Source organism: Asticcacaulis sp. P2_C5 (assembly GCF_056404555.1).
Map to the genome: position 1 here is coordinate 14,972 of NZ_JBFUDU010000007.1, position 24,302 is coordinate 39,273.

General features: G+C 61.5%; 24 protein-coding genes. 14 read left to right on the top strand and 10 right to left on the bottom strand.

Annotation, left to right across the window (positions count from 1 at the left end; genetic code table 11):
- Window positions 1-37: 37 nt before the first annotated feature.
- From odhB to AC1DXO_RS13455, 6 genes are all read left to right on the top strand, one after another.
- On the top strand, window positions 38-1,576 hold the full coding sequence (gene odhB, locus AC1DXO_RS13430) for a 2-oxoglutarate dehydrogenase complex dihydrolipoyllysine-residue succinyltransferase (RefSeq protein ID WP_476978670.1): 1,539 nt from the start codon (window positions 38-40) through the stop codon (window positions 1,574-1,576).
- Between the two features lie 123 nt (window positions 1,577-1,699).
- Window positions 1,700-2,584, top strand: coding sequence for a hypothetical protein (locus tag AC1DXO_RS13435; protein ID WP_476978671.1), 885 nt, complete (start codon window positions 1,700-1,702; stop codon window positions 2,582-2,584).
- 207 nt (window positions 2,585-2,791) lie between these two features.
- On the top strand, window positions 2,792-3,325 hold the full coding sequence (locus tag AC1DXO_RS13440; RefSeq protein ID WP_476978672.1) for a hypothetical protein: 534 nt from the start codon (window positions 2,792-2,794) through the stop codon (window positions 3,323-3,325).
- A 190-nt stretch (window positions 3,326-3,515) separates the two neighbouring features.
- Window positions 3,516-4,925: a dihydrolipoyl dehydrogenase gene (lpdA, locus tag AC1DXO_RS13445; RefSeq protein ID WP_476978673.1), complete on the top strand. Its 1,410-nt coding sequence runs from the start codon at window positions 3,516-3,518 to the stop codon at window positions 4,923-4,925.
- Between the two features lie 72 nt (window positions 4,926-4,997).
- The gene (locus AC1DXO_RS13450; protein WP_476978674.1) at window positions 4,998-5,786 is read left to right on the top strand and encodes a hypothetical protein; all 789 of its coding nucleotides are present in this window, start codon (window positions 4,998-5,000) and stop codon (window positions 5,784-5,786) included.
- A 75-nt stretch (window positions 5,787-5,861) separates the two neighbouring features.
- Window positions 5,862-6,644 carry a hypothetical protein gene (locus tag AC1DXO_RS13455; protein ID WP_476978675.1) on the top strand — a complete coding sequence of 261 codons (783 nt, stop codon included), beginning with the start codon at window positions 5,862-5,864 and terminating at the stop codon, window positions 6,642-6,644.
- Between the two features lie 11 nt (window positions 6,645-6,655).
- On the opposite strand, the gene AC1DXO_RS13460 is transcribed toward AC1DXO_RS13455, so the two are convergent.
- The 5 genes from AC1DXO_RS13460 to AC1DXO_RS13480 form a co-directional block, all read right to left on the bottom strand.
- A complete protein-coding gene (locus AC1DXO_RS13460; protein WP_476978676.1) occupies window positions 6,656-6,865 on the bottom strand; it encodes a helix-turn-helix transcriptional regulator in 210 nt (69 codons plus the stop codon).
- A 19-nt stretch (window positions 6,866-6,884) separates the two neighbouring features.
- Window positions 6,885-7,364 carry a hypothetical protein gene (locus AC1DXO_RS13465; RefSeq protein WP_476978677.1) on the bottom strand — a complete coding sequence of 160 codons (480 nt, stop codon included), beginning with the start codon at window positions 7,362-7,364 and terminating at the stop codon, window positions 6,885-6,887.
- Between the two features lie 133 nt (window positions 7,365-7,497).
- Entirely contained in the window at window positions 7,498-9,726 is a 2,229-nt protein-coding gene (locus AC1DXO_RS13470; RefSeq protein ID WP_476978678.1) for a hypothetical protein, read from the bottom strand.
- A 382-nt stretch (window positions 9,727-10,108) separates the two neighbouring features.
- Window positions 10,109-11,023: a tyrosine recombinase XerC gene (locus tag AC1DXO_RS13475; protein ID WP_476978679.1), complete on the bottom strand. Its 915-nt coding sequence runs from the start codon at window positions 11,021-11,023 to the stop codon at window positions 10,109-10,111.
- A 286-nt stretch (window positions 11,024-11,309) separates the two neighbouring features.
- Window positions 11,310-11,993, bottom strand: coding sequence for a DUF484 family protein (locus AC1DXO_RS13480; RefSeq protein WP_476978680.1), 684 nt, complete (start codon window positions 11,991-11,993; stop codon window positions 11,310-11,312).
- 124 nt (window positions 11,994-12,117) lie between these two features.
- Here AC1DXO_RS13480 and AC1DXO_RS13485 point away from each other — a divergent pair, with 124 nt between their 5' ends.
- The 3 genes from AC1DXO_RS13485 to AC1DXO_RS13495 are packed head-to-tail and all read left to right on the top strand — an operon-like array spanning window position 12,118 to window position 14,922.
- Window positions 12,118-14,334 (top strand): primosomal protein N', encoded by a 2,217-nt coding sequence (locus tag AC1DXO_RS13485; protein ID WP_476978681.1) that lies wholly within the window; start codon window positions 12,118-12,120, stop codon window positions 14,332-14,334.
- 46 nt (window positions 14,335-14,380) lie between these two features.
- A complete protein-coding gene (locus tag AC1DXO_RS13490; RefSeq protein WP_476978682.1) occupies window positions 14,381-14,629 on the top strand; it encodes a type II toxin-antitoxin system ParD family antitoxin in 249 nt (82 codons plus the stop codon).
- 2 nt (window positions 14,630-14,631) lie between these two features.
- On the top strand, window positions 14,632-14,922 hold the full coding sequence (locus AC1DXO_RS13495) for a type II toxin-antitoxin system RelE/ParE family toxin (protein ID WP_476978683.1): 291 nt from the start codon (window positions 14,632-14,634) through the stop codon (window positions 14,920-14,922).
- A 12-nt stretch (window positions 14,923-14,934) separates the two neighbouring features.
- Here AC1DXO_RS13495 and AC1DXO_RS13500 read toward each other — a convergent pair whose 3' ends face one another.
- Entirely contained in the window at window positions 14,935-15,828 is an 894-nt protein-coding gene (locus AC1DXO_RS13500; RefSeq protein WP_476978684.1) for a hypothetical protein, read from the bottom strand.
- 72 nt (window positions 15,829-15,900) lie between these two features.
- Entirely contained in the window at window positions 15,901-16,635 is a 735-nt protein-coding gene (locus AC1DXO_RS13505) for a TerC family protein (RefSeq protein ID WP_476978685.1), read from the bottom strand.
- A 214-nt stretch (window positions 16,636-16,849) separates the two neighbouring features.
- On the opposite strand from AC1DXO_RS13505, the gene atpH reads away from it, so the two are divergent.
- The 5 genes from atpH to AC1DXO_RS13530 are packed head-to-tail and all read left to right on the top strand — an operon-like array spanning window position 16,850 to window position 21,582.
- Window positions 16,850-17,404 carry an ATP synthase F1 subunit delta gene (gene atpH / locus AC1DXO_RS13510; RefSeq protein WP_476978686.1) on the top strand — a complete coding sequence of 185 codons (555 nt, stop codon included), beginning with the start codon at window positions 16,850-16,852 and terminating at the stop codon, window positions 17,402-17,404.
- A gap of 5 nt (window positions 17,405-17,409) precedes the next feature.
- Window positions 17,410-18,942, top strand: a complete 1,533-nt coding sequence (atpA, locus tag AC1DXO_RS13515) for a F0F1 ATP synthase subunit alpha (RefSeq protein WP_476978687.1) — start codon at window positions 17,410-17,412, stop codon at window positions 18,940-18,942.
- A gap of 23 nt (window positions 18,943-18,965) precedes the next feature.
- Entirely contained in the window at window positions 18,966-19,841 is an 876-nt protein-coding gene (locus AC1DXO_RS13520) for a F0F1 ATP synthase subunit gamma (protein ID WP_476978688.1), read from the top strand.
- Between the two features lie 9 nt (window positions 19,842-19,850).
- Window positions 19,851-21,299 (top strand): F0F1 ATP synthase subunit beta, encoded by a 1,449-nt coding sequence (atpD, locus tag AC1DXO_RS13525; RefSeq protein ID WP_476978689.1) that lies wholly within the window; start codon window positions 19,851-19,853, stop codon window positions 21,297-21,299.
- A gap of 1 nt (window position 21,300) precedes the next feature.
- On the top strand, window positions 21,301-21,582 hold the full coding sequence (locus AC1DXO_RS13530; protein WP_476978690.1) for an ATP synthase F1 subunit epsilon: 282 nt from the start codon (window positions 21,301-21,303) through the stop codon (window positions 21,580-21,582).
- A 339-nt stretch (window positions 21,583-21,921) separates the two neighbouring features.
- Here AC1DXO_RS13530 and AC1DXO_RS13535 read toward each other — a convergent pair whose 3' ends face one another.
- From AC1DXO_RS13535 to AC1DXO_RS13545, 3 genes are all read right to left on the bottom strand, one after another.
- Window positions 21,922-22,275: a DUF1428 domain-containing protein gene (locus AC1DXO_RS13535; protein WP_476978691.1), complete on the bottom strand. Its 354-nt coding sequence runs from the start codon at window positions 22,273-22,275 to the stop codon at window positions 21,922-21,924.
- Between the two features lie 200 nt (window positions 22,276-22,475).
- Window positions 22,476-22,967, bottom strand: coding sequence for an RNA pyrophosphohydrolase (locus AC1DXO_RS13540; RefSeq protein ID WP_476978692.1), 492 nt, complete (start codon window positions 22,965-22,967; stop codon window positions 22,476-22,478).
- Window positions 22,964-24,115, bottom strand: a complete 1,152-nt coding sequence (locus AC1DXO_RS13545; protein WP_476978693.1) for a divergent polysaccharide deacetylase family protein — start codon at window positions 24,113-24,115, stop codon at window positions 22,964-22,966. The genes AC1DXO_RS13540 and AC1DXO_RS13545 overlap by 4 nt, the downstream gene beginning before the upstream one ends.
- Window positions 24,116-24,302 lie beyond the last annotated feature (187 nt).

Below are 24,302 nucleotides of genomic sequence, written 5' to 3' on the forward strand. Positions count from 1 at the left end.
TATCGCGCCCTAAATCAAAATTCTCTGGAGCCTGACCATGGCTGACATCCTTACTCCCGTCCTGGGAGAATCCGTAACCGAAGCGACCGTTGCCAAGTGGACGAAGAAGTCCGGCGACACCGTCAAAAAGGACGAGACCCTCGTCGAGCTGGAGACCGACAAGGTTTCGCTCGAAGTCGCCTCGCCCGCCGACGGCGTATTGACCATCCTGGTCGGTGAAGGCGAGACTGTAACTCCCGGCACCGTCCTCGGTTCGGTCGGTGGCGCCGGTGCCTCTGTCGCAGCAGCCCCTGCCGCCGCTCAACCTGCCGCCGCGCCGGCCCCGGCAGCTGTTTCCGCCCCGGCGGCGGCTCCTGCTGCGCCGGCTTCCGGCGCCCTGCTCGACGTCAAGACCCCGGTCATGGGCGAAAGCGTCGCCGAAGGCACGATCGGTACCTGGACCAAGAAGGCCGGCGACGCCGTCAAGAAGGATGAGGTCCTGGTCGAGATCGAAACCGACAAGGTGGCCGTCGAGGTCGCCGCTCCGGCCGATGGTGTGCTGGCCGAAATCCTGACGCCCAACGGCGCAACCGTGACGCCGGGCCAGGTCATTGCCCGTATCTCGACCGACGGCAAGGTGGCTGCCCCCGCCCCGGCGACAGCACCTTCAGCGTCACCCGCCGTCGCGCCTGCCGCTGCGCCTGCCGAAAGCGGCAAGCCCCTGTCGCCGGCCGTGCAGCGCATTGTCTCCGAATCCGGTCTCGACCCGAACAAGGTCGATGGCACCGGCAAGGATGGCCGTCTCACCAAGGGTGACGCCCTGGCGGCGCTGTCGGGTGTTGGCACTTCAGTCGCCACGGCTCCTGTCACGCCGGCGGCGGCGCCGCGCGCCATCGGACCGCGCGAAGAGCGGGTCAAGATGACGCGCCTGCGCCAGACGATCGCCCGCCGCCTCAAGGAGTCGCAAAGCACCGCCGCCCAGTTGACGACGTTCAACGAGGTCGACATGTCGACCATCATGAACCTGCGCAATGCCTACAAGGACGCTTTCGAAAAGCGCCACGGCGTCAAGCTGGGCTTTATGAGCTTCTTCGCCAAGGCCGTGGTTGCGGCGCTGAAGGACATTCCGGCGGTCAATGCCGAGATCGACGGCGCCGACATCATCTACAAGAACCACTATGACCTGGGCGTCGCGGTCGGCACCGAAAAAGGCCTGGTCGTGCCGGTCCTGCGCGATGTCGACACACTGTCCCTGGCCGGTATCGAAAAGGGCATCGCCGCCCTGGGCAAGCAGGCCCGTGACGGCACCCTGTCGCTGGACCAGCTGCAGGGCGGCACCTTCACCATCACCAACGGCGGCATCTACGGCTCGCTGATGTCGACACCGATCCTCAACATGCCGCAGGTAGGCATCCTGGGGATGCATGCCATCAAGGATCGCCCGATGGTTGTGAACGGCCAGATCGTTATCCGTCCGATGATGTACCTGGCGCTCAGCTACGACCACCGCATCGTCGACGGCAAGGAAGCGGTTACCTTCCTCGTCCGCGTCAAGGAAGGCCTGGAAGATCCTCAGCGCTTCGTCCTCGACGTCTGATCCGGTTGTCCCAGCCCGATATCAAAAGCCCGCAAGTCATAAGCTTGCGGGCTTTTTTACTATGGCGAACATTTGTCAGATGAATTAGACTATCAAAAATATATAATTCTCAGGGGGCGTTCCGTGAAGTTTTCGAAGATTCTGGCCTGCGTATTGGTGGCGGCCCTGGTGACGCCCTTGGCGACCGGGGGCGTGGCCGACGCGGCAACGCGCAAGCGTGAGCTGAACAATAAGTCCAATTTTACCGCGGCTGATGCGGTCAAGGGCCAGGATTATGTCCGCCAGGCGATGACGACGCCGTTGCTCGACCTGCTTCGCAAGGCCGATGTCAACCATCCAGACAAGATGCTGATCTATGGCCTGGCGCTGGAACTGGGCCGGGAGTCGGTATCGCAACAGATGCCGAAGGACGAGCGCGAGCAGTTGAAGCGCGGCTTCCGCGCCATGCTGGACCTGTACATCAGCAAGAGCGACAAGTTCGATATCACCTTCGACGAGGACGCGATGCTGGACCAGCCGGAGTTCTGGATCTATCTGGCCAAGCACGCCGGCCGCAAGAAGAATACCGAACAGTTCAACCAGAACTTGCCGATCAGCGCTGATCCGGCGCAGGGCACCTCGGCCTTCTTCGTTCCGGACGGCCCGTCGTCGGACAGCGAATTCAACCTGAACCAGGACCTGATCCTGCGGCCTAATGTGGTCAATGCATCGACCAGCTGCGTCGAGTCGGCCTTTGCCTTCGCCCGCATGAAGAAGGCGCAGACGGTCGATATTGCCGAAACCAAGCTGACACCCGAACAGTTCGCGACCGTCCAGGAAAAGACGGTACGCGTCTATCGCCTGTCCTATAGCCAGGGTATTGCGGCATGCGGCGGCAAGGATTTCTTCACCGAGACCGCCGATTTCGCCAGTGGACATCTGGGTCGGCTCGGAGAGTTGAAGGACAATCCGGCAGCCGTGCTGGCGCCGCTGTCCGATCCTACTGCCGAGGATTTGAAGGACAAATAAGGCCAGGTGGGGTCGTTCGATAGAGTAGCCTGCCTTGACACCCCCGGGAAATTTTGACGGCCGACGATCTATCGGTTACCATGGCGTTAACCATTGGAGCAGAATGACTTAGATAGGGTCGTCGTTCTGCTCTAAATGTTTTGAACGCTTCATGTTAAAAAGTGGCGTCCACTTTTTGGCATGAAGCTGAAGCCGAGGGACGGGATTATGAAATATGTGCGCTGGTTTCTGGTGGCGATCGTTGTGGCCTACACGGCCTGGATCGCCTTTCCGGTGGTGAAATCTTTCCTGTTCCCGCCGGCCGGTGAGCCGACCATCGCCAGCCGCACCATGGACAGCAGCGACTATTCCGGCGGCTTCGATGGGCCGGCAGACGTCGGAACGGCCGTGACCATGGATTCGATCCAGGGCGATACCGCCGTAGAAGCCATCCAGACGCATAATACACCCGTGATTGGGCTGTGGGGCGCGGTTATCCTGCTGTATCTGGTTGCTGCCTGGTTGCATGCCAACGGCAACTTGCGCGCCGCCTTTATCTACATACTGGGCTTTATCGCCGACCTCATCCTGACCTACATTACCAACGGCAATAATGGCGGCAGCGTCTACGGCAAGATTGTCGAGGTCCTGTCGGGATGGGATCCGCGCTATGTGCTGACCCTGGTGGCTTTGATGCTCGGATTCCTCATCTATGTTTCGCGCGGCCGTCCTCAGTTGAAGCTCTCGGGCGCATTGACATAGGAGAGCTCAAACGCCGCATGGCTCGCGCAAACGTGCGCGGCGGGCGGTCGCCCTTGCCAGGCTGCGTATCGCAGCTGGAGCGGAGGCAAAGCCAAAAATATGGTGCATTTACCGTAATTGGCTTGACCAAATGGCCATGGGCACCTAACTCACGGGCAGCAAATTATCCTTGAGCGGGAAGGGCTTTCTCATGGCTGACGACCTCAATTTCGACGTGGTGATCATTGGCGGCGGACCGGGCGGTTACAATGCCGCTATCCGCGCCGGCCAGCTGGGGCTGAAGACGGCCATCGTCGAATTGCGCGGCGTGCTGGGCGGGACCTGCCTGAACGTCGGCTGCATGCCGTCAAAGGCCCTGCTGCACGCTTCGGAACTGTTCGAGCAGGCGGGTCACGAGTTCGCCAATATCGGCATCGATGTGCCGGCGCCGAAGCTCAACCTGATCCAGATGATGAAGGCCAAGCAGGACAGCGTCACCGCCCTGACCAAGGGTGTCGAGTTCCTGATGAAGAAGAACAAGGTGACCTATTTCATCGGCCGCGGCACCATCGCCGGCCAGAACCGCGTCACGGTCACCGCCAATGACGGCTCGACCCAGACCCTGGTCACGCGCAACATCGTCATCGCCACGGGCTCCGAACCGACCCCGCTGCCGGGTGTCGATATCGACCAGAAGCAGGTCGTCGACTCTACCGGCGCCCTGTCGCTGTCGGCCGTGCCGAAATCGCTGGTCGTCGTCGGCGCCGGCATTATCGGCCTGGAACTGGGTTCGGTGTGGCGTCGCCTGGGCGCCCAGGTGACGGTGGTCGAATTCCTCGACCGCATCACGCCGGGCATGGATACGGAACTGGCCACGGCCTTCCGGCGTTCGCTGGAAAAGCAGGGCGTCAGCTTCAAGCTGGGCACCAAGGTGACCTCGGCCAAGACCGGCCCGCGCGGTGTCGAACTGACGCTGGAAGCGGCGGCCGGCGGCAATGCCGAGAAGGTCACGGCCGATGTCGTGCTGGTGGCGATCGGCCGCCGTCCCTTCACCAAGGGGCTCGGGCTGGAAGCGGTCGGTGTCACGACCGACGCCCGCGGCTTTATCCCGACCAACCATTTCAAGACGGCCGCACCGGGTGTGTGGGCGATCGGCGACGTCATCCTGGGGCCGATGCTGGCCCACAAGGCCGAGGAAGACGCGGTCGCCTGTATCGAACTGATCGCCGGCAAGGCGGGCCATGTCGACTACAACCTGGTCCCGTCGGTCGTCTATACCTCGCCGGAAGTCGCCTGGGTCGGCCAGACCGAAGAGCAGGTCAAGGCCTCGGGCGTCGCCTACAAGACTGGCAAGTTCCCCTTCATGGCCAACAGCCGCGCCAAGATCAACCACGAGACGGACGGCTTTGTGAAATTCATCGCCGATGCCAAGACCGACAAGGTGCTGGGCGTCCATATGATGGGTCCGCAGGTCGGCGAAATGATCGGCGAGGCCTGCGTTTTGATGGCATTTTCGGGCGCTTCGGAAGACCTGGCGCGCATCTGCCATCCGCACCCGACGCGATCGGAAGCCGTGCGCCAGGCCGCCATGGGCGTCGAAAACTGGATCATGCAGGCTTAACAAAAGCCGCCGGAGTGATACTATGGACAGGCCGGTGCGTGAGCGCCGGCCTGAATCATTGGGGGGAATGCCATGCGTTATGGTGCGCTGTTTGCGGTTCTGAGCTTGGTGGCCGGGGAGGCCCAGGCGGCAAACACTCAGGACAACAAGATCGTAGCGGCGGCGCCCTATGTGACGGCAGCCCTGGTACGGCCGATGCGCGAGCTGTACGATAAGGCCGAACGCCACGACGCCACCGATATGCTGACCATGGGTCTGGCCCTGTTTGCCGGCCGTCAGGCCGATGCCGACGTGACCGAGGACGATATCGCCACCATCGAGGCGCTGGATGCCCGAATTGCCGAGCCAGTGGCGCAATATACCAGCGCCCATCCGGACGACAATCATACGCGGGTCAACTGGCGCAGGAAGCTGAAAGTGACCAAGGCCGAAGGTGAAGCTGTCCAGCGTTATGAAGCAGCCTACCTGGCGGACTATTGGCTGGGTTATGCGTCCAGCCGGACCCATAAGATGCGCATCAACAAATTTGTCCGCCCGACGACCGCCATGATCGACAACCACATGTATTCGGGGGGCGATTCGCTGATGGGCATGGTCAAGGCGCCCGTCCTCGATGCGACTATGATCCGCGTGGCGGCGCATTGCGTCTACGCGGTCCGCAAGGCTGCCGGGCTCGAGGTCCAGCTGCTCAGCGAGCATCCGATGGCCATCCGGCTTTTGCGTGACTATATCACCTATGATGCTGAAACGACGTTGAACCGCGACCTGTCGGAACCGTACGGGGGTGTGACGGGGGCGGCGGCTTGCGGCACACCGGATCAGTTCGATGCCTATGTGGCGCTGGTCAAGGCGCATCCTTGACTTAAGTCTGTGTAATCGATGATATGACTCGGACCGGTTGGAAAAAACGGTTCGATATCATTTGGGGGGAATATCATGCGAAGTCTTTTTGTTGCTGCGGCGCTTATGCTGGTCGCCGTGCCGGCGATCGCCAAGAAGAAAGACGACGCGCCGCCCCCGGTCGACCGGCCGGCGGCCCTGGCCCGGGCGCAGCAGTTTGTGCCCTTGGTCGAACCGGCTTTGACTGCGCCGATGACGGACCTGTATCTAAAGGCTGCAACCGGTGATGGGCGTGACAAATGGGCCTATGCCCTGAGCCTGGTGGCTGGACGAGACAATCTCGACTCGGCGCCGCCGGCGCAAAAGCAGATCTATCTTGACTATACCGGTCGGGTCGCAGCAGCGCGTCAGGCCTATCAGAAAAAACACCCCAGGGCCGATCTGTCGAAGAAATACATGAACGACTGGGTCAAGCCGACGCCGGAAGAGGTCGCCGCGGTGAAACTGGTCAACCTGATCCACGATACGGACTACTGGTTCGGTGCGCTTGACGGGTTGGATGCCGCCGCCGTGGCGCAGAGCCGGCAATGTCTGACCGGGATCAAGGACGCACTCGACGCCGAAGATATGATGCGCCAGATACTGGCCGGATTCGGTGACGTCGCGACAGATTCCGAGAGTGGCGAATCCGTCGACCTCGCTGCCCTGATCAATGGCACGGGTGACGAAGAAGCCGGCGAGCCGGAGCCCAAGGACGACGCAACTCTCGATGAAGAGGCGATCTGTGGCGGCGCCGAGGCCTATGCGCATGTTCGCGTTCTGTTCCAGGCAGTCTATAAGCCGACCCTGCAAATTACCATCACGACCGACAGGAAATAGGGTCGCGCCCGTCAGGGCTCGCGCTTCGGCAAGTCGCGTTCGAAAACGTCTTCGATCTTGCTGTCGAACGCGTCGGCGATGGCGAAGGCCAGTGACAGTGAGGGGTCGAAGTGCCCATTCTCAATCGAGATGATGGAGTTGCGAGACACACCCACCAGCGTCGCCAGCTCCGCCTGGCTCCATCGGCGCTCAGCGCGCAGTACTCTGATCTTGTTTTTCATGAAGACCTGGTCTTGTCTTTCATGAAGATGCCTGCGCGGGGCGTGACTTCCAGAACGTCCAACCAATGCTCACGACGGCCATGCACACAACCCGTGCTATGACGAGTGCCCCGAAGCCGAACGCGAAGGCGAGATATACAAGTTTCGCATCTGGACTCGGCACGCCGGCCCAGCCCGCCACCACAGAGACGATCCATTCACGGCCTGGGGGTACGGTGAGAAGCAGCGCCACCAAAGATGTGCCTATCGAGTCTCCCCAATGGCTCGAAAACCGCGAATTACTTTTTTCCCATTCATCCATCGAACGATCGTGCAAAAGCTGGAGCGCAAGACTTGCCAGGATCGTCAGAATTCCGGCGATCCCGGTGACAAGAAGAAGCAAATCGAGCGGTTGTTGCTTAAGCCAAGGAAACGCGGCGAAAACCACGATGCTGGGCAAGGCGCAAAGCGCCACGAGCAATACATAGAGGCGCGGTCGGGCTTGACGGTGCGTGGACATGCCTGCTTCTCCTGGATGAAGGCGCATGTAAGCGAGAGCGCCCAGTTTGTTTGGCAATATGCAAAGTAAACTTGGCATATTTGATTGTCACTGTCAAGCGCGACCGAGTCCGCCTTGCACAGCCAGCTCGTGTTCAGGCTTCCAGGATCACATACAGGCAGTCCGCCGGCAGCTCGATGACGAGCATTTGACCGTCACGATGTGTTTTGGCGCTGCCGGTCGCCATACCGTTACCATCGAGTGCGGTAGCTTTTGCGAGGGCCGGGTTGGCAAGGCGGATCTGGATATGGCTGTCGGCGATCAGCCATGGTGCGCGGCCGTGGTCGACGATCTCACGGCCGGAGACGTTCTCGCCATCGGCGGTCCAGGTGGCTGGGCGGTCGCTCCACCCGGTCGGACGGGCCTGAGTGCCGATCTGGACCAGGACCTTGCGGCTGGCGCGCAGGGGCAGGCCATCGAGACTGACCACCAGGACAGCGGCATAGAGGTTGGTTGAGACGATATCGCAGTCCGTCAGATGAAAGACACCGTGCTTGCTCAGAAAGCCGGTGACGCCTTGGGCGCGCGGCGTATCGATGGTCGCAATCCCGTCGCCATAATTCCAGGTCAGGGCGCCGCTCAGGTCGGTGACGGTCGTCTTGCTAGCGTCGATATGGGCGCTGAGGTCGGCTACGGTGTCCGGGCCGTCGTCATAGGAGATGCGGACGGGACCGATCAGGAAGGCGAGGGGGGAGAGGGTGTGCTCGCTGTGGTCGGCGACCGTGGGCGGCTGGGCGTCGCGATTGGGGTCGAAGCCGCTTTCTTCGGCGATCAGCGGGACACGGCGATGCCATAGGTCGTCCGGACTGCGATGCTCGGTCACAGCCGGCGTCGTGTTGGGGGCGACATAGCCCAGGCGGTACATCAGGGCAGCGGCCGGAAACTGGCCCAGGATCATCGGAGAATTGGCCGACCATTTGCTGATCGAGGGAAGGTATCCGTTGGCGCTGTGCGGCTGTTCCCACTGGCCTGCTGCACCCAGCGAAAACCAGTAATAGCCATTGACGCCGTTCAGCGATTGGAGGGCCGAGATCAGGAACGGGCCTTCGCTCTCAAAGCCGGTTGGCGGCACCCATAGCGATTCCGTGACCAACATGGTATGGCCGGCGACCTGCTTGATGGCCAGCGGGAACTTGTCGATTTCGGTCAGGGTCGAGACATCGGTAAAGCGGTCGCCGGTCTTGACGGCCCAACCGGACGTGTCGCCGCCATCGTGGTGACCGGTGACGTAGCGGTTGACGGCCAGGACCTCGCCCGGCGTGTAGCCGTAGCGTTCGGCATCGTTCAGCCGGGTCGTATCGGCGGTGCGCCAGTTGCCGGCATTGATCAGGCATTTCACACCGAGGTCTTTGCGCAGGAAATCGACGATATCGGCATTGAAGCGCCGCATGGTCTGTGTGAGGAATTCGGTCACATCGGCCAGACGGCGGGCGCGGTCGCCATCGGCGGGTTCAGGCTGCGTCAGGTCGTAGAGATTAGGCAGGCTGGTGTCGGTTTGGGGCACGCCGTAGCGCGCACTCAGCCAGTCGCCGAACTGGTGTTCCAGCAGGGCGCGATCGGCGCCGGCCAGGCCATTGAGTGTCCAGAACAGCAGCGAGTCTTCGTTCTGGATCTGGAATATGGCGACGGCCGGATCATCCTTCAGGGCGATGCCGGAATAGGGGTTGGTGCGCGTGAACAGTGACGTGATCCACCCCTTATAGGCGGCAATCATAACCGGATCGAAGAACAACAGGGCTGCGGTGGTATCGGCCTTAGGGTCGCGGGGAACGGGCCAGTTGGGAAAGCGGCGCGCGCCCTTATCGTCGTGCAGGTGCTCGAAAAAGGCCCAGTAGGGCGAAATCGTCGTATAGATGCCCTGTTTTTTCATGGCCGCGACGACGTAGAAGACCTGGTCGAGCGAGGTTTCGTTGACATCGTTGAGCTGGGAATCGTTGCGATCGGCCGGAGCCAGATTACCGTGCCAGCGCGCCATATTGACGCCGCGTTTGGCCAGGAAGCGGGCGTGGCGGTCGATCTGGGCGCGATCGCCGTCACCGTTGATGGTGCCGCCCCAGAAACGGATGGCCTCGCCGTCACCGCGGACAAAGCTTTCGCCATCGGGGGCAGCGCGGATAAAGCCGTGGTCGCCGGCTGTGGCTTCGTTGAGATAGCGCAGGTCGAGGCGCGCAGCTGGATCGAAGCTGTCGGCCGGGGGATCGAACACCCACCAGCCCTGGCCGGCCTTGGGGGTGACAGTCTGGGCGCCGACGGGTGCAGCCCCGACTGGCGCGGCGATGGCGGCGTTCGTCAGGGCCAGGAAGGCGCGGCGGGAAAGGGGCATGGTGACGTTTTCTTCAGCGAAGGAGGTTGTCGGTATTATTTCGGTAGCTTTGCATGTCGGTAACGGTCGTTGAAGAAGGTTTGAAACACGAATGGACACGAATGGGCACGAATAAGACGCTTGCTAACGCTGCGCGGCGTACCTAATCGGCTGGTGCTTAATGTTCCTTGTCCTGAACTGCGGCTGGTCATGAAATGCGCTGCGCGCGGCGGCGCATTAGATGCCCCAAGGTTTGAGCAAGACACGACAATGTCGACAAGAAGCCGTCGGCTTTGCCAGCCCGCGCAGCGTTAGCAAGCGTCTTATTCGTGCCCATTCGTGTTCATTCGTGTTTCAAAACTTCTTACGGCATAGTGGAACAGTGAACACGACAAAGCGTCGATCAACCCTTGGGATGGGCTGACGCATAGGCGCTGAGAAGCCGTTCAGCATCAACCTGGGTATATTTTTGGGTCGTCGACAACGATGCGTGACCGAGCAATTCCTGAATCGAGCGCAGATCGGCGCCGGAACCGAGCAGATGGGTGGCGAAGCTATGGCGCAGGGCGTGAGGCGTGGCGCGGTCGGACAGGCCCAGCCGCGAGCGCAGATTCTGGACGCTGGCCTGGACGTGGCGCGGCGACAGGTCGCCGCCGCGTTTGGCGCGGAACAGGCGGTCTTGCGGCTTCAGTGTAAAGGGTTGCTGCTGCTTGTAGGTTTCGACGGCGTCGCGAACGGCGTCGAGCACCGGCAGGCTGCGCATCTTGTTGCCCTTGCCGGTGATACGCAAGCTCTCGCCCAGCGGCGTTTCGCCAACCGTCAGGGACAAAGCTTCGGAAATGCGCAGGCCCAGGCCGTAGAGCAACAGATAGACAGCCTCGTCGCGGGCGTTTTCCCAGTCCTCGCGGTCGCTGTCCATCCGCGTTTCGTTGAGCAGTCCCAGCGCCTGGTCCTCGTTGAGCGGGCGGGGCAGGGTGGCTTTCAGGCGTGGCCCGCGCATCATGGCGACCTGGGCATTGGCCCTGTCGAGGTGCAGGTCGAGATAGACGTGAAAGGATTTGATCGCCGACAGGTGCTGGGCCAGCGACCGCGCCGACAGAGGCGGGTCTTTGGCGCGCATATGGGCCATCCAACCGCGCAAATCGGTCGAAGTTACCTGCGTGATGTCGTCGAGCGTGAGGCTGCTATCCACCTGACCTTGCAAGTGTGCGGCATAATAACGAAAGGCATGGGCGTAGGCTTCGAGCGTGCGCGGCGAACAACGCTTCTGGCTTTTTAACCAGCCAAGCCACGCTACACGCGCATCATCGAGAGTCATGATGGCTCCGTTATCTCTGTCCCCTGACCGCCGGGTGGTCCCCCTCCCCTTTCCTTGCGGATCAGGAAGGCGTGGTGAGAGGGCTTCGCCTCCAAAAACCTTGGGGGGCTTTGGGGAGGGAGACCTCAAGGGCGATAAGCGTTGCCGTTGAAACCATATATAGGAAGACTTTGCGGCAATTTAAGGCCGAAAGGTTACCTTTTTGTTCACCACCCTTCGCCCATGGCTTCGGGTGGCAGGCCACATTGGAGTCAGGTTCTGACGCAGAAGGCGTAAAGAATTGATTCTAATCCAAAACCGGCCAGCGCTCGGCAACTCTTTCGACCACGCGGGCGACAAACGCGACCAGTTCGGCGCCCATTTCAGGTGAGAAGCCGTCGAAATCGGAAGAACCGAAGGCGACCAGGCCAGGACGGCCTTCACGCCATAGGGCGATGCGCAGGACAGCGGCCGACTTGATGCGCTTGACGTCGTCGTCGAACAGGACGCGGCACACGCCTTCAGGACCGAGCAGGCTAAGACCGGTTTCGCCGACAATATAGTCGACGCCGCCGTAGTCGAGCGTCTTCCAGCCCAGCGGCACGGGTGCGGTGTCTTCCAGGGCGACCGAGGCGGCGATAAGGCCGAAGCGGCTGCGCGCTTCATCGTGGAGGCGGCGGGCCAGGTCGGCATGGTTGCGCGCTTCAAGCAGCGACAGAATCATGCCGTGGGTCTGGCTCTGGGCGTCGAAATTGGCCTTGGCGGTCATTTCGAGCTGGCGCCGGACGTCGAAATCCTTCAAGGCGCGGGCTTCGAGGCGGGCGAGGGCGGCCGGGCCGAAATCGATCAGGTGGCGCGACTTGGGCTGCAAGCCAAGGGCATCGAGTAGCGCCGTGTCGCGGGCGATGTCGTCAGCATGCTTAACAAGATGGCGGCGCAGGGCCTGCCAGTTGTCAATATCGAGCGAGGTCACTCCGCCTTCGGTACTCATGCTAATTGCCGGCGTCTCTTTTTTGGTCAGTTGAGCGCACCTTAAGGCCGAAGCGAGCATCTGTGAAGCGCTTTTCCCCCGCTGTTTGTGACAAACCGACGCTTTTCGTGTTAGGGGTTTATGAATGAGTCCGTCCACGCATTCCCTGTCCCTTTTCCGCGAATCCTTAACCATAGTTCCGCCTCAGGCGGTCGCCAAGGTCGTCGTGATGGCGCCGATGGCCGAGGCATTGGACTATATTGTCCCCGACGGCATGGCGCTTAGCCCCGGCGACCACGTCACGGTACCGCTGGGTCACGCCAAGGTGCGCGGTCTGGTCATCGGCATCGTTCAGGACAGCGATATCGACGGGCCGCTGAAGGCCGTGCTGGCGCGGCTGGACGATCCGCCGGTGCCGGAGGCCAGCCTGCATTTCTGGCTGTGGGCGGCCAACTGGACCCTGACTCCCCCCGGTATCTTCCTCGGCGGCTGCGTACGGGCGCTGAAAATTGCCCGCGCCCAGATACGCCAGGGCTATGTCAGGACCGAACAACCACCACAGCGCATGACGAAAGCGCGCGAACGCGTGCTGGAAACCGCCATCCTGCCCATGGCCCTTGGCGAACTGGCCTTTGCCGCCGGCGTGTCGCCCGGCGTGGTGACGGCGCTTGAAAAGGAAGGTGTGCTCGAAAAGGTCGATATGGCCGCCGACGATCGTTTTCCGCAACCCGATCCCGATTTTGCCCCGGCGCGTCTGAGCCCGGGTCAGGACGCGGCGCACCAGTTGCTGCGCATGGAACAGGCGAAGCACGGTTTCGCGCCGGTCCTGCTCGACGGGGTGACCGGATCGGGCAAGACCGAAGTCTACCTCGAAAGCGTCGCCGACGCCTTGCGTGACGATCCGCAAGCCCAGGTCCTGGTCCTGCTACCCGAAATCGCCCTGACCCAGGCGGTCATGGGCCGGTTGCAGGCGCGTTTCGGTTGCGAGGTGGCGCAGTGGCACGCTAACATTTCCAATGGCTCGCGACGGCGGATCTGGGAAGGCGTCGCGACCGGCAAGGTGCGGCTGGTGGTGGGGGCCCGTTCGGCTTTGTTCCTGCCCTATCAGCGGCTCGGCCTGATCGTTGTCGATGAGGAGCACGACAGCTCGTACAAGCAGGAAGACGGCGTGCGCTACCACGCCCGCGACCTGGCCGTGTTTCGCGCCCGGATGGACGTCGCAATGGTTATCCTGGCCTCGGCGACGCCGTCGCTGGAGACCCTGACCAATGCCGACAAGGGGCGTTATCAGTGGATCAGGCTGGAACAGCGCCATGGCTCGGCGGTCATGCCGGAGATGGCGCTGATCGACATGAAGGAACACGCGCCGGACAAGGGCTATTGGCTGTCGGATGTGATGGTCGCCGAGATCGAAGCGACCCTGGAGCGCCAGGAGCAAGTCATGTTGTTCCTCAATCGCCGCGGCTATGCGCCCTTGGTGCTGTGCAAGGCGTGCGGCGAGAAGATGAGCGCGCCCAATACCGATTCCTGGCTGGTCGAACATCGCAGCTCCGGGCGCCTGGTCTGCCACCTGACCGGATTTTCGATGCGCAAGCCGAAGCTGTGCCCACATTGTGGCGCGGTCGACAGCCTGGTCGCGGTCGGTCCTGGGGTCGAGCGCATTCTGGAAGAGGTACAGGCGCGTTTCCCGCAGGCGCGGGCGGAGGTCTTCAGCTCCGACACGGTGCCCGATGCGGCGCGTTCGGCTGACCTGATCCGCCGCATCGAGGACCACGATATCGATATCGTCATCGCCACCCAGGCGGCGGCCAAGGGCCACAACTTCCCTAACTTGACCCTGGTGGGGGTGGTTGACGCCGATTTGGGCCTGAAGGGCGGCGATCTGCGCGCGGCGGAACGCACTTTCCAGCTGTTGCAACAGGCGACGGGACGGGCGGGGCGCAAGCTGAAACCCGGCAAGGCGCTGTTGCAGACCTATAGCCCGGAACATCCTGTCATGCAGGCCCTGGCGCATCAGGATCGCGAAGCCTTCTACATGTATGAAAGCATGAACCGAGAGATCGCGCGGTTCCCGCCATTCGGCCGACTGGCGGCGCTGATCCTGTCGTCGCAGGACCAGAACCTGCTCAACCGGTTTGCCCGCGAACTGGCGCTGTTCATTCCCAATACCGACGGTGTCGACGTCTATGGCCCAGCCGATGCGCCCCTGGCCCTGGTGCGCGGACAATGGCGCAAACGGTTCCTGGTTCGGGCCGACCGCAATCGCGATCTCCAGGCCTTTGTGGCGCACTGGCTGGCGGCGATCAAACGTCCCAATGCCGTGCGGCTGGTCGTCGATATCGACCCGTACAGTTTTCTGTGATATACCAAGCTTTGGTAACGGAGGCCTGTTTTAGGAGAGAACTGGCATGGGCAAGAATACATCGTTCGCTCTGGGCGATCATTTCGCCAGCTTTGTCGACGCTCAGGTGGCGGAAGGGCGCTACAGCTCAGCCAGTGATGTTATTCGCGCCGGCCTGCGTTTGCTGGAGGCCGAAGAGACCAAGCTGAGCGTTCTCCGGGCAGCACTGATCGAGGCGGAAGAGAGTGGGCCGTCTACGCCATTCGATGTCGAGCAATTTCTTGTGGAGATGGAAAGAGACGATACGGCTGAATAAGGGTGGGAAATCTCATTGTCTCATCGGTAGCGCGGCAAGACCTAAAGAAAATATGGCGCTATAGCCGTAAAAATTGGGGCGTGGCCGCCGCCCACGACTATATCCGCAAGTTGAATGCGGAAATGTATCTGCTGGCGGAACGGCCGGACCGAGGTCGAGCCTGCGACGACATTCGTCACGGCTACATCAAGGCCGTCTGCGGGTCACATATGATATTTTATCGCCTGTCGGGTGACGGCATAAATGTCGCCCGAATACTTCACCAAACCATGGATTTTCAGCGCCACCTGTGAGGTGGCTGCGGGTCATGCGGCGATATCGAGGCGCATGCCGACGGTAGGCACGTCTTTCTTGATGTCGTCCTGCATGTCCTGCATGTCTTGCTTAAGCTCTTTCAGCTCCTTCTCGACTTCCTCGAAGGCCTTATCCATATCCTTGTTCGGCTTTTGCATCTTCATCTGGTTGCGGGCCGGAGTGAGCAGCTTGTCTTCGATCGTCTTGACGAATTCGACCAGTTCCTTGACGAACTTCATGCCATCCTCACCGATGGACTGGCGCATGGCGCCGACCACCTCGCCATAGGATACGGTGCCCGTCGGCTTGGCAGTCTCTGTCGGGTCGCCCGAATTGGTCTTCGTCCCGTCGTCCGGGGCGCCGTCTTTCTGGGTTGCGTCCGCATCGGTTTTGGCGCCGTCGGCTTCGGTCGTTTCCGTCCTGGCCTCATCCGTATCATCCTTGGCCGCGTCTTCGCCGTCCTTGGCCTCTTTCTTATCCGAAGTGTCAGCCTGTGCCATGGACGCATCGGCGGTCGCGGCTTCCGGCGGAACAACGCCTGCGGCCGCCGAGGCGCTCATACCCATCTCGTCCTTCATCGCCGCCTTGTATTCCTTGAGCGCAGCCCGCAGTTCCTTGAACACCCCTTTCAGGGCCTTGGCCATTTCCTTCGGATTGCCGGCAAACAGCTTCTTCAGGATTTTCAGCCGCTTGGCGATTTCCTGGAGCTTTTGGCGAATGCGGTTCTTGGTGTCGTTCTTGACCTTGAAGGATGGACTGTCCATCGCCTTTGCGACGTCGGCCTGCAACTCGCGTTTATGCGCGTCGGCCTTTTGCAGCGCCAGGAATTTTTCGTTCGACATGCCGCGGGCCGACCACGGCGTGATCAGCGGTGCACCGGAATTGGTGAGGATGGTACTGTCCATATGCCTTCAGCCTTCTGCTTAGGATGGCAGGAGGCTAGCACGGGCAGGATTAAGGCTTTGCTAGTGCCAAGCCTAGCGCTTGTCCTGTTTGCGTCGGGCGAACATCTGCAGCGCTTCGACAAAGCCGCCAAAGGCCATGGCGGCGTAGATATAGCCCTTGTCGATATGGGCGCCGAAGCCTTCGCCGATCAGCACCATGCCGATCATCAGCAGGAAGCCCAGGGCCAGCATAACGATCGACGGATGGCGGCCGATAAAAGCCGAGATCGGACCCGAGGCGACGAACATCAGGGCGACCGCGATCAGCACCGATACGATCATGATCGGCAGGTGATCGGTCATGCCGACGGCGGTCAGGATACTATCGATCGAGAACACGAGGTCGAGCACCAAGATCTGGATAATCGCCGCGGTAAAGCCCATCGACCGGCCCTGCGGCTTTTTGTCACCCTCGTCGTCCTTATGGTCGGTGGCGTGCTGGATTTCGCTGGTCGCCTTGTAAACCAGGAACAGGCCACCGGCGATCAGGATCAGGTCGCGCCATGAAAAACCGTGATTGAAGGCGTGAAACACCGGGTCTTTCAGTGACGCCAGGCTGGACAGGGTGAACAGGAGCAAGATGCGCATGATCAGCGCGCCGCCCAGGCCCACAGCACGCGCCCGGGCCCGCATGGCTTCAGGAAGCTTGTTGGTCAGGATCGAGATGAAGATCAGATTGTCGATGCCCAGAACGACCTCCATGACCACGAGGGTGATCAGGGCGGCATAGGCGGCCGGATCGACCAGCAGGGCTCCAATGGATTGCATCTGACTTCTGTTCCCGAGTTACATACCCCACGCAGATAAGGCGCGCGAACGGAATCGCAAGGGCGCGGCAATAGGGCGGTTTTGCGGCGGTCTTTGGGTTGCGATGCACCAAGCCCTATGCTAAGTGACGCGCGGCCCGAGGCTGGGGAGGCGCTGCGAACCGCGCCCGTGATCCTGTGCCCGCCTAATTTTAAGACCTTTAACGGACCTCAAAGTGAACGATCAATTTCGAGAAACGGAAGCCGGCGAGCGTTATGCCCGTGCCGCCTTCGACCTCGCCCTGGACACCAAGGCGCTGGACAAGGTGCATGGCGACATGGCGGCGCTGAAGGCGCTGCTGCTGTCGAGCAAGGAGCTGCGGACCTTCGTTTCGTCGCTGGTCTACAAGTCCGACGTCAAGCTTGCCGGCCTGCTGGCCGTCGCCAAGTCGCTGAAGCTGAACGATCTGACGAAGAAGCTGCTGGGTGTCATGGCCGCCAATGGCCGCCTGAACCAGCTGTTTGCCCTCATCACCGCCTTCAACAAGCGCTACGCCGCCCATACCGGTGTCGTCAGCGCCGAGGTCACCTCCGCCGTCGCCCTGACGGATGCGCAGCTGGCGTCGCTGAAAACCACTCTGGCCCAGGCATTGGGTCAAACCGCCGAGATCGCCACCCATGTCGATCCGGCCATCCTGGGCGGACTGAAAGTTCGCGTAGGCTCGCGTCTCTTCGACGCTTCGCTCAAGACCAAACTTGATTCCCTTAAATTCGCCCTTAAGAGAGCGTAACACTCATGGATATTCGCGCTGCCGAAATCTCGGCCATTCTCAAAGCTCAAATTGCTGGTTTCGGTGAAGAAGCCGACGTTTCCGACGTAGGCCAGGTCCTGTCGGTCGGCGACGGTATCGCCCGCGTCTACGGCCTCGACAAGGTCCAGGCCGGTGAAATGGTGCTGTTCCCCAAGGCCGGCGTGAAGGGCATGGCCCTGAACCTGGAAAAGGACAATGTCGGCGTCGTTATCTTCGGTGAAGACCGCGAGATCAAGGAAGGCGACGAAGTCCGCCGCCTCGGCGAAATCGTCGACGTGCCGGTCGGCAAGGGCCTGCTGGGCCGCGTCGTCAACCCGCTGGGTGAGCCGATCGACGGCAAGGGCCCGATCGTTTCCACGGAACGCCGCCGCGTCGACGTCAAGGCGCCGGGCATCATCCCGCGCAAGTCGGTGCACGAGCCCGTGCAGACCGGCATCAAGGCCATCGACACCCTCATCCCCGTCGGCCGCGGCCAGCGCGAACTGATCATCGGTGACCGTCAGACTGGCAAGACCGCTGTCGCCATCGACGCCATTCTGAACCAAAAGGCGATCAACGCCGGCGACGACGAGAAGGCCAAGCTGTACTGCATCTACGTCGCCATCGGCCAGAAGCGCTCGACCGTCGCCCAGATCGTCAAGGCCCTGGAAGAAAACGGCGCCCTGGAATACACCATCGTCGTCGCCGCCACCGCGTCGGAACCGGCGCCGCTGCAATACCTGGCCCCGTTCGGCGGTTGCGCCATGGGTGAATGGTTCCGCGACAATGGCATGCACGCCCTGATCATCTATGACGATCTGTCCAAGCAAGCCGTCGCCTACCGCCAGATGTCGCTGCTGCTGCGCCGTCCGCCGGGCCGCGAAGCCTATCCGGGCGACGTCTTCTACCTTCACTCCCGCCTGCTGGAACGCGCCGCCAAGCTGAACGAAGAAAACGGCTCGGGCTCGCTGACCGCCCTGCCGATCATCGAAACCCAGGCCAACGACGTGTCGGCCTATATCCCGACCAACGTGATCTCGATCACCGACGGCCAGATCTTCCTCGAAACCGACCTGTTCTTCCAGGGCATCCGTCCGGCCGTCAACGTCGGCCTGTCGGTGTCGCGCGTCGGTTCGTCGGCCCAGATCAAGGCGATGAAGCAGGTTGCCGGCGCCATCAAGGGCGACCTGGCCCAGTATCGCGAAATGGCTGCCTTCGCCAAGTTCGGTTCGGACCTCGACGCCGCCACCCAGCGCCTGCTGGCCCGTGGTGCGCGCCTGACCGAACTGCTGAAGCAGCCGCAATATTCGCCGCTGAAGGTCGAAGAGCAGGTCTGCGTGATCTATGCCGGTACCCGTGGCTATCTTGACAAGGTCGGCGTTGCCGACGTCAAGCGCTACGAAAAGGAACTGCTGTCCCTGCTGCGCACGCGTCACGTCGACCTTCTGTCGGCCATCCGCGACCAGAAGGCCCTCTCGGCCGATCTGGAAGACAAGCTGAAGACCGTCGTATCCGATTTCACCGCCAGCTTCGCCTAAGAGCCAGGAAAGAATAACACTCCATGGCTAGCTTGAAAGACATGCGCAATCAGATCGGAAGCGTGAAAGCCACGCAGAAGATCACGAAAGCGATGCAGATGGTGGCGGCGGCCAAGCTGAAGCGTTCCCAGGACCGGGCTGAAAATGCCCGTCCTTACGCCAAGCGCATGGCCGCGGTCATTGCCAACCTGGCAAAGGGTATCACCGGCGATTCCGCGCCCGCCATGTTGGTCGGCAACGGCTCCCAGCACAATCAGCTGGTTGTCGTCGCAGCCGCCGACCGTGGTCTGGCGGGTGGTTTCACCACCGCCATCGTCCGCGCGGCGCGCGACTATATCAACGAGCAGATCGCTGCGGGTCGCAATGTCCGTATCATCACGATCGGCCGCAAGTCGCGTGACCAGTTGAAGCGGTCTTTTGCCGACAAGATCATCGAATCCTACGATATGTCGGGTCACAAGATCCTGACCCTGGAAGCCGTCAAGCCGATCTCCGAAAAGGTCGCTGCCGAGTTCAGCGAAGGTCGCGCCGATGTGGTGACCCTGTTCTATTCGCAGTTCAAGTCGGTGATCAGCCAGGTTCCGACCGCCAAACGCCTGATCCCGGCCGATGTCGATCTCAACGCTGTCGAAGATACCCACGGCGCTGTGTACGAATATGAGCCCAGCGAGGAGGAAATCCTCGAAGTTCTGCTGCCGCGCAACCTGTCGGTTCAGATCCTGGCCTCCCTGCTCGAAAATATGGCGGGTTTCTATGCTTCGCAAATGAGCGCCATGGACAACGCCACGCGTAACGCGGGCGAAATGATCAACGCGCTCACCCTCAAATACAACCGTTCACGTCAGGCCCAGATTACCAAGGAGTTGATCGAAATCATCTCCGGTGCCGAAGCCCTGTAAGGAAACATTATGTCCGCTATTCAAAAAATCACGGTCGCCACCGGGCGCGTTTCGCAGATCATCGGCGCCGTCGTCGACGTCGAGTTCGACGGCGCCCTGCCGGCCATCCTCAACGCGCTGGAAACCACCAACACGGCTTCGGGCACCCGCCTGGTCCTCGAAGTTGCCCAGCATCTCGGTGAAAACACCGTCCGCACCATCGCCATGGACGCCACCGAAGGCCTGGTCCGCGGCCAGCCGGTGAAGGACCTGGGCGCCGCGATCACCGTTCCGGTCGGCCAGGCCACGCTCGGCCGCATCATGAACGTCATCGGCGAGCCGATCGACGAAGCCGGTCCGATCGTCACCGAATTCTACAGCCCGATCCACGCCGACGCCCCGGCCTTTGCCGACCAGGCGACCTCGGCGGAACTGCTGGTCACCGGCATCAAGGTCGTCGACCTGATCTGCCCCTACGCCAAGGGCGGCAAGATCGGCCTGTTCGGCGGCGCCGGCGTCGGCAAGACCGTGACCATCCAGGAACTGATCAACAACATCGCCAAGGCCTACGGCGGCTATTCGGTGTTCGCCGGCGTCGGCGAACGTACCCGCGAAGGCAACGACCTGTATCACGAAATGATCGAGTCGAACGTGAACCAGCACGGCGGTGGCGGCACCTCGCGCTGCACCCTGGTCTACGGCCAGATGAACGAGCCTCCCGGCGCCCGCGCCCGTGTCGCCCTGACCGGCCTGGCCCAGGCCGAATATTTCCGTGACGTCGAAGGCAAGGACGTTCTGTTCTTCGTCGACAATATCTTCCGCTTTACCCAGGCCGGTTCCGAAGTATCCGCCCTGCTGGGCCGTATTCCTTCGGCCGTGGGCTATCAGCCGACCCTGGCCACCGAAATGGGCCGTCTGCAGGAACGCATCACCTCGACCAACAAGGGCTCGATCACCTCGGTTCAGGCCGTGTACGTCCCGGCCGACGACTTGACCGACCCGGCGCCCGCCACCTCGTTCGCCCACCTTGACGCCACGACCGTTCTGTCGCGTTCGATCGCCGAACAGGGCATCTATCCGGCTGTTGACCCGCTCGACTCGACCTCGCGTATCCTCGATCCGCGTATCGTCGGCCAGGAGCACTACGACACTGCCACGCGCGTTCAGGAAATCCTGCAGCAGTACAAGGCGCTGAAGGACATCATCGCCATCCTTGGCATGGACGAACTGTCGGAAGAAGACAAGCTGACGGTCGCCCGCGCCCGCAAGATCTCGCGCTTCATGTCGCAGCCGTTCCACGTCGCCGAAGTGTTCACCGGCACGCCGGGCGTGCTGATGTCGATCGAAGACACCATCAAGGGCTTCAAGGGCATCTGCAACGGTGACTACGACCACCTGCCGGAAGCCGCCTTCTACATGGTCGGTACCATCGAGGACGCCATTGCCAAGGCTGAACGCCTGGCTGGCGAAGGCAAGTAGGATGGCCGATACAGATAAGCTTCACGTCTCTCTGGTTACCCCGGAAGCCGAACTGTACAGCGGTGACGTTGATCAGGTCGTAGCACCGGGTTCCGAAGGCGAGTTCGGCGTCCTGGCGCACCACGCGCCCTTCATGACGACCCTGGCCGAAGGCCCGGTGGTGATCCTGGATGGTGCGACGCGTCGCGTCTTCCAGGTGCGCGGCGGCTTCGCCGACGTCAACGAAGAAGGCATGACCATCCTGGCGGAATTCGCCGAGGAATATGTCGAGACCGTTCACTAAGACGGTTCGACGGTCTGAAATACATCAAGCCCTCCGGTTTCGCGCCGGAGGGCTTTTTCTATGGGCGGCATAGCCGTCGTATAATATTTTGAAATGACAGTAATTTTCATCGCGGAAAGCGCGGAAAAGTCGGAAAGACGCTGAAAAAGAAAAGATGCGGACAAGGGCTTGCCCGAAAGGCATTCATTCCACGATCCTGGCAACTTTCTGTGTAGGAAGGCGCTTCGCGCATTCGCGATCACATCCTGACTTTCCGCGTCTTTCCGACTTTTCTGCGCTTTCCGCGTTGAAAATGACCGTAGACACAGGCTTTACCGGAAAGACGTAGCCGAACTCCGCCTATGCCTTGCTTAGCAGTTCGAAACCGCCGAAGATCAGCCGCTTGCCGTCGAATGGCATTTCCTCGTCCTTCATCTGCATGCGTGGATCGGCCATGACCTTTTCGTTGCCGGCATCGCGGGCGGCGCGGTCGGGCCAGACAACCCAGGAAAAGACCACGGCTTCATCGTCTTCCTTTTTCACCGCCATCGGGAAGGACGTAACCTTGCCATCGGGAACATCGTCGCCCCAGCATTCGACCACCTCGAGCGCGCCGTGGTCTTTCCAGATTTCGGCGGCCTTCTGCGCCATCTTGCGATAGGCTTCTTTGTTGGCGGTTTTTACGGGAATGACAAATCCATCGATATAGGACACGGCACATCTCCTCAGAGCGAGATCCAAAAAGTGGATGCCACTTTTTGGAAAAATTGAGCGGCAAAGTAAAAATTATAGCCAGATGGCGATTCTATCTAAAGCGATCTGGCTATAGAGGTTGATGGCCGAACTTAAGGATGGCGGGCGAGGGGTTTCAATAGGGATCGCCACAGGACCGGACACAAGGCCGTTATCGCCGGCTATACCAGCTTGCTGAACTCAGCGATCACCTGGCGATAGCTGTCGCGCTTGAAGCTGACGACGCGACCGATCACGGAGTCGATATCGCACCATTCCCAGCGCGAAAATTCCTGCTCGTGGTGTGCCATCAGGTCGACTTCGCTGTCCTCACCGACAAAGCGGAAGGCAAACCAGATCTGCTTCTGGCCCCTGAAATTCTTGCCGATCTTCTTTTGCGCCAGGACTTCGGGCGGGAAGTCGTACATCACCCAATCCTTTGTTCGGCCGATCAGCTCGATACTCTTGATGCCGGTCTCTTCCCACAGTTCGCGCCGTGCCGCCGTCTCGAGGTCCTCGCCCTCGTCGACCCCGCCTTGCGGAAACTGCCAGGCATAGTCGCCGCCGATACCGAAGCGGTGGCCGATCCACACCTTGCCGGCCTGATTGAAGACGACAATGCCGACATTGGGCCTGTAACCGGTGGGAACCGGGTTCGGGGGTGTCTCCGTCATTGGCGCATGACGGCCGAGGCCGGCGCCAGCTGGATGCCCTTGGCGTCGAGCGACTGGGTCCAGTGCACGGCCACGGCCAGGGTCACGGGATAGGCGAAGCCGGTGCCCAAAGCGCTGCCGCGGCTCTTGGCGGTAGCTTCCAGGCCGCCCAGCTGGGCATTGATGGCGGTGGCGTTGATCTGGTTGTCGACGATGCGGTCAGCGCTGCCCCGTGCCCAGGCGCCGTTCAGGTTGCGCGCCTGGCCGTCGTCGATAAAGGCGACACCGCGCTGCTTGAGCACGTCCATGAAGGTCTGGGTGCCGGCCTTGTCCTTGAGGAAGGCGGTGCCTTGATAGTTCGACACGGCAAAGAAGCCCGTCGCACGCGACAGGGCCCAGTTGAGGTGCGCCTGCAGGTCGTCTGTCTTGGCATTGGCCATCAGGGTCTGCGGACCCGGATCGTTGTCGGGATAGTTGGACGGCTGCATCGGCACTTCGATGATCACTTCGTGGCCGGCGGCGCGCGCCAGGTCGATCCAGCCCTGCAGGCCCGCCGCGTACGGCACGAAGGACAGGGTGACCTCCGCCGGCAGTTCGTCGATCGCCTGGCGGGTTGTGGCCTGGTTAAGGCCCAATCCGCCGACGATCAGGGCGACATAGGGCCGGCCGTCACTGCGGAAGGGCCGGGCATAGGCCGAGGCCGGCGTCAGGCCGCTGGGCGCGATCATCGGCAGCGGGCCGTTGCTGGTCGTCTGGACGAGACCGGAAATCGGCGCCTGAGTCAGCGGAGTGGCGGGGCTGCGTGCGGCTGTGCCGTTGCCAACGGTGATTTCGCCGCCGGTGTCGGGCAGGGTGATCATGGCCGTGCCCTCGACGGGCTGGCCTGAGCCGTCAAAGGCGTCGACCGAGGCGTCCGAGAACATGCCCAGGCTGTCGAGCGTGAAGGATTGCATGCCGGCCTGGCTGTCGTCGGGCGCGACATTGGACGAAGGCCCGGCCGCCGCCTTGGGCTTATGCAGGTTGACGCGTACGCTGGGTGAACCGGCGTCGGGATCGCCGGCCAGGTAGAAGAAGGCCAGGAGCACGCAGACAAAGGCTGTGCCCGCCGTAGCCGGCGCGACATAGGGCTTTTTGAAGGTTTCGATTGTCTTGTTGATCAGACCGCGCACGTCAAAACCCGCACGTCGGCCAGAGGCCGGGCGGGCAGTAAAACTGGGGAGTTTCGGTTTGGCGAACATCTGGCGTTGATCCGGAAATATGGCCCGGATTGTCGCGCGTCAGGGTTAATAAAGCCTAACGAATGCTGAATGCGGAGCGCAAAAAAGCCTTCCTGCGAAAACAGGAAGGCTTTTGCAG

Bases quoted from the DNA above. Each gene is read 5' to 3' on its own strand.
- odhB (WP_476978670.1), top strand. From the start codon at position 38: ATGGCTGACATCCTTACTCCCGTCCTGGGAGAATCCGTAACCGAAGCG.
- AC1DXO_RS13440 (WP_476978672.1), top strand. From the start codon at position 2,792: ATGAAATATGTGCGCTGGTTTCTGGTGGCGATCGTTGTGGCCTACACG.
- lpdA (WP_476978673.1), top strand. From the start codon at position 3,516: ATGGCTGACGACCTCAATTTCGACGTGGTGATCATTGGCGGCGGACCG.
- AC1DXO_RS13450 (WP_476978674.1), top strand. From the start codon at position 4,998: ATGCGTTATGGTGCGCTGTTTGCGGTTCTGAGCTTGGTGGCCGGGGAG.
- AC1DXO_RS13455 (WP_476978675.1), top strand. From the start codon at position 5,862: ATGCGAAGTCTTTTTGTTGCTGCGGCGCTTATGCTGGTCGCCGTGCCG.
- AC1DXO_RS13460 (WP_476978676.1), bottom strand. From the start codon at position 6,865: ATGAAAAACAAGATCAGAGTACTGCGCGCTGAGCGCCGATGGAGCCAG.
- AC1DXO_RS13465 (WP_476978677.1), bottom strand. From the start codon at position 7,364: ATGTCCACGCACCGTCAAGCCCGACCGCGCCTCTATGTATTGCTCGTG.
- AC1DXO_RS13470 (WP_476978678.1), bottom strand. From the start codon at position 9,726: ATGCCCCTTTCCCGCCGCGCCTTCCTGGCCCTGACGAACGCCGCCATC.
- AC1DXO_RS13475 (WP_476978679.1), bottom strand. From the start codon at position 11,023: ATGACTCTCGATGATGCGCGTGTAGCGTGGCTTGGCTGGTTAAAAAGC.
- AC1DXO_RS13480 (WP_476978680.1), bottom strand. From the start codon at position 11,993: ATGAGTACCGAAGGCGGAGTGACCTCGCTCGATATTGACAACTGGCAG.
- AC1DXO_RS13485 (WP_476978681.1), top strand. From the start codon at position 12,118: ATGAGTCCGTCCACGCATTCCCTGTCCCTTTTCCGCGAATCCTTAACC.
- AC1DXO_RS13490 (WP_476978682.1), top strand. From the start codon at position 14,381: ATGGGCAAGAATACATCGTTCGCTCTGGGCGATCATTTCGCCAGCTTT.
- AC1DXO_RS13500 (WP_476978684.1), bottom strand. From the start codon at position 15,828: ATGGACAGTACCATCCTCACCAATTCCGGTGCACCGCTGATCACGCCG.
- AC1DXO_RS13505 (WP_476978685.1), bottom strand. From the start codon at position 16,635: ATGCAATCCATTGGAGCCCTGCTGGTCGATCCGGCCGCCTATGCCGCC.
- atpA (WP_476978687.1), top strand. From the start codon at position 17,410: ATGGATATTCGCGCTGCCGAAATCTCGGCCATTCTCAAAGCTCAAATT.
- AC1DXO_RS13520 (WP_476978688.1), top strand. From the start codon at position 18,966: ATGGCTAGCTTGAAAGACATGCGCAATCAGATCGGAAGCGTGAAAGCC.
- atpD (WP_476978689.1), top strand. From the start codon at position 19,851: ATGTCCGCTATTCAAAAAATCACGGTCGCCACCGGGCGCGTTTCGCAG.
- AC1DXO_RS13530 (WP_476978690.1), top strand. From the start codon at position 21,301: ATGGCCGATACAGATAAGCTTCACGTCTCTCTGGTTACCCCGGAAGCC.
- AC1DXO_RS13540 (WP_476978692.1), bottom strand. From the start codon at position 22,967: ATGACGGAGACACCCCCGAACCCGGTTCCCACCGGTTACAGGCCCAAT.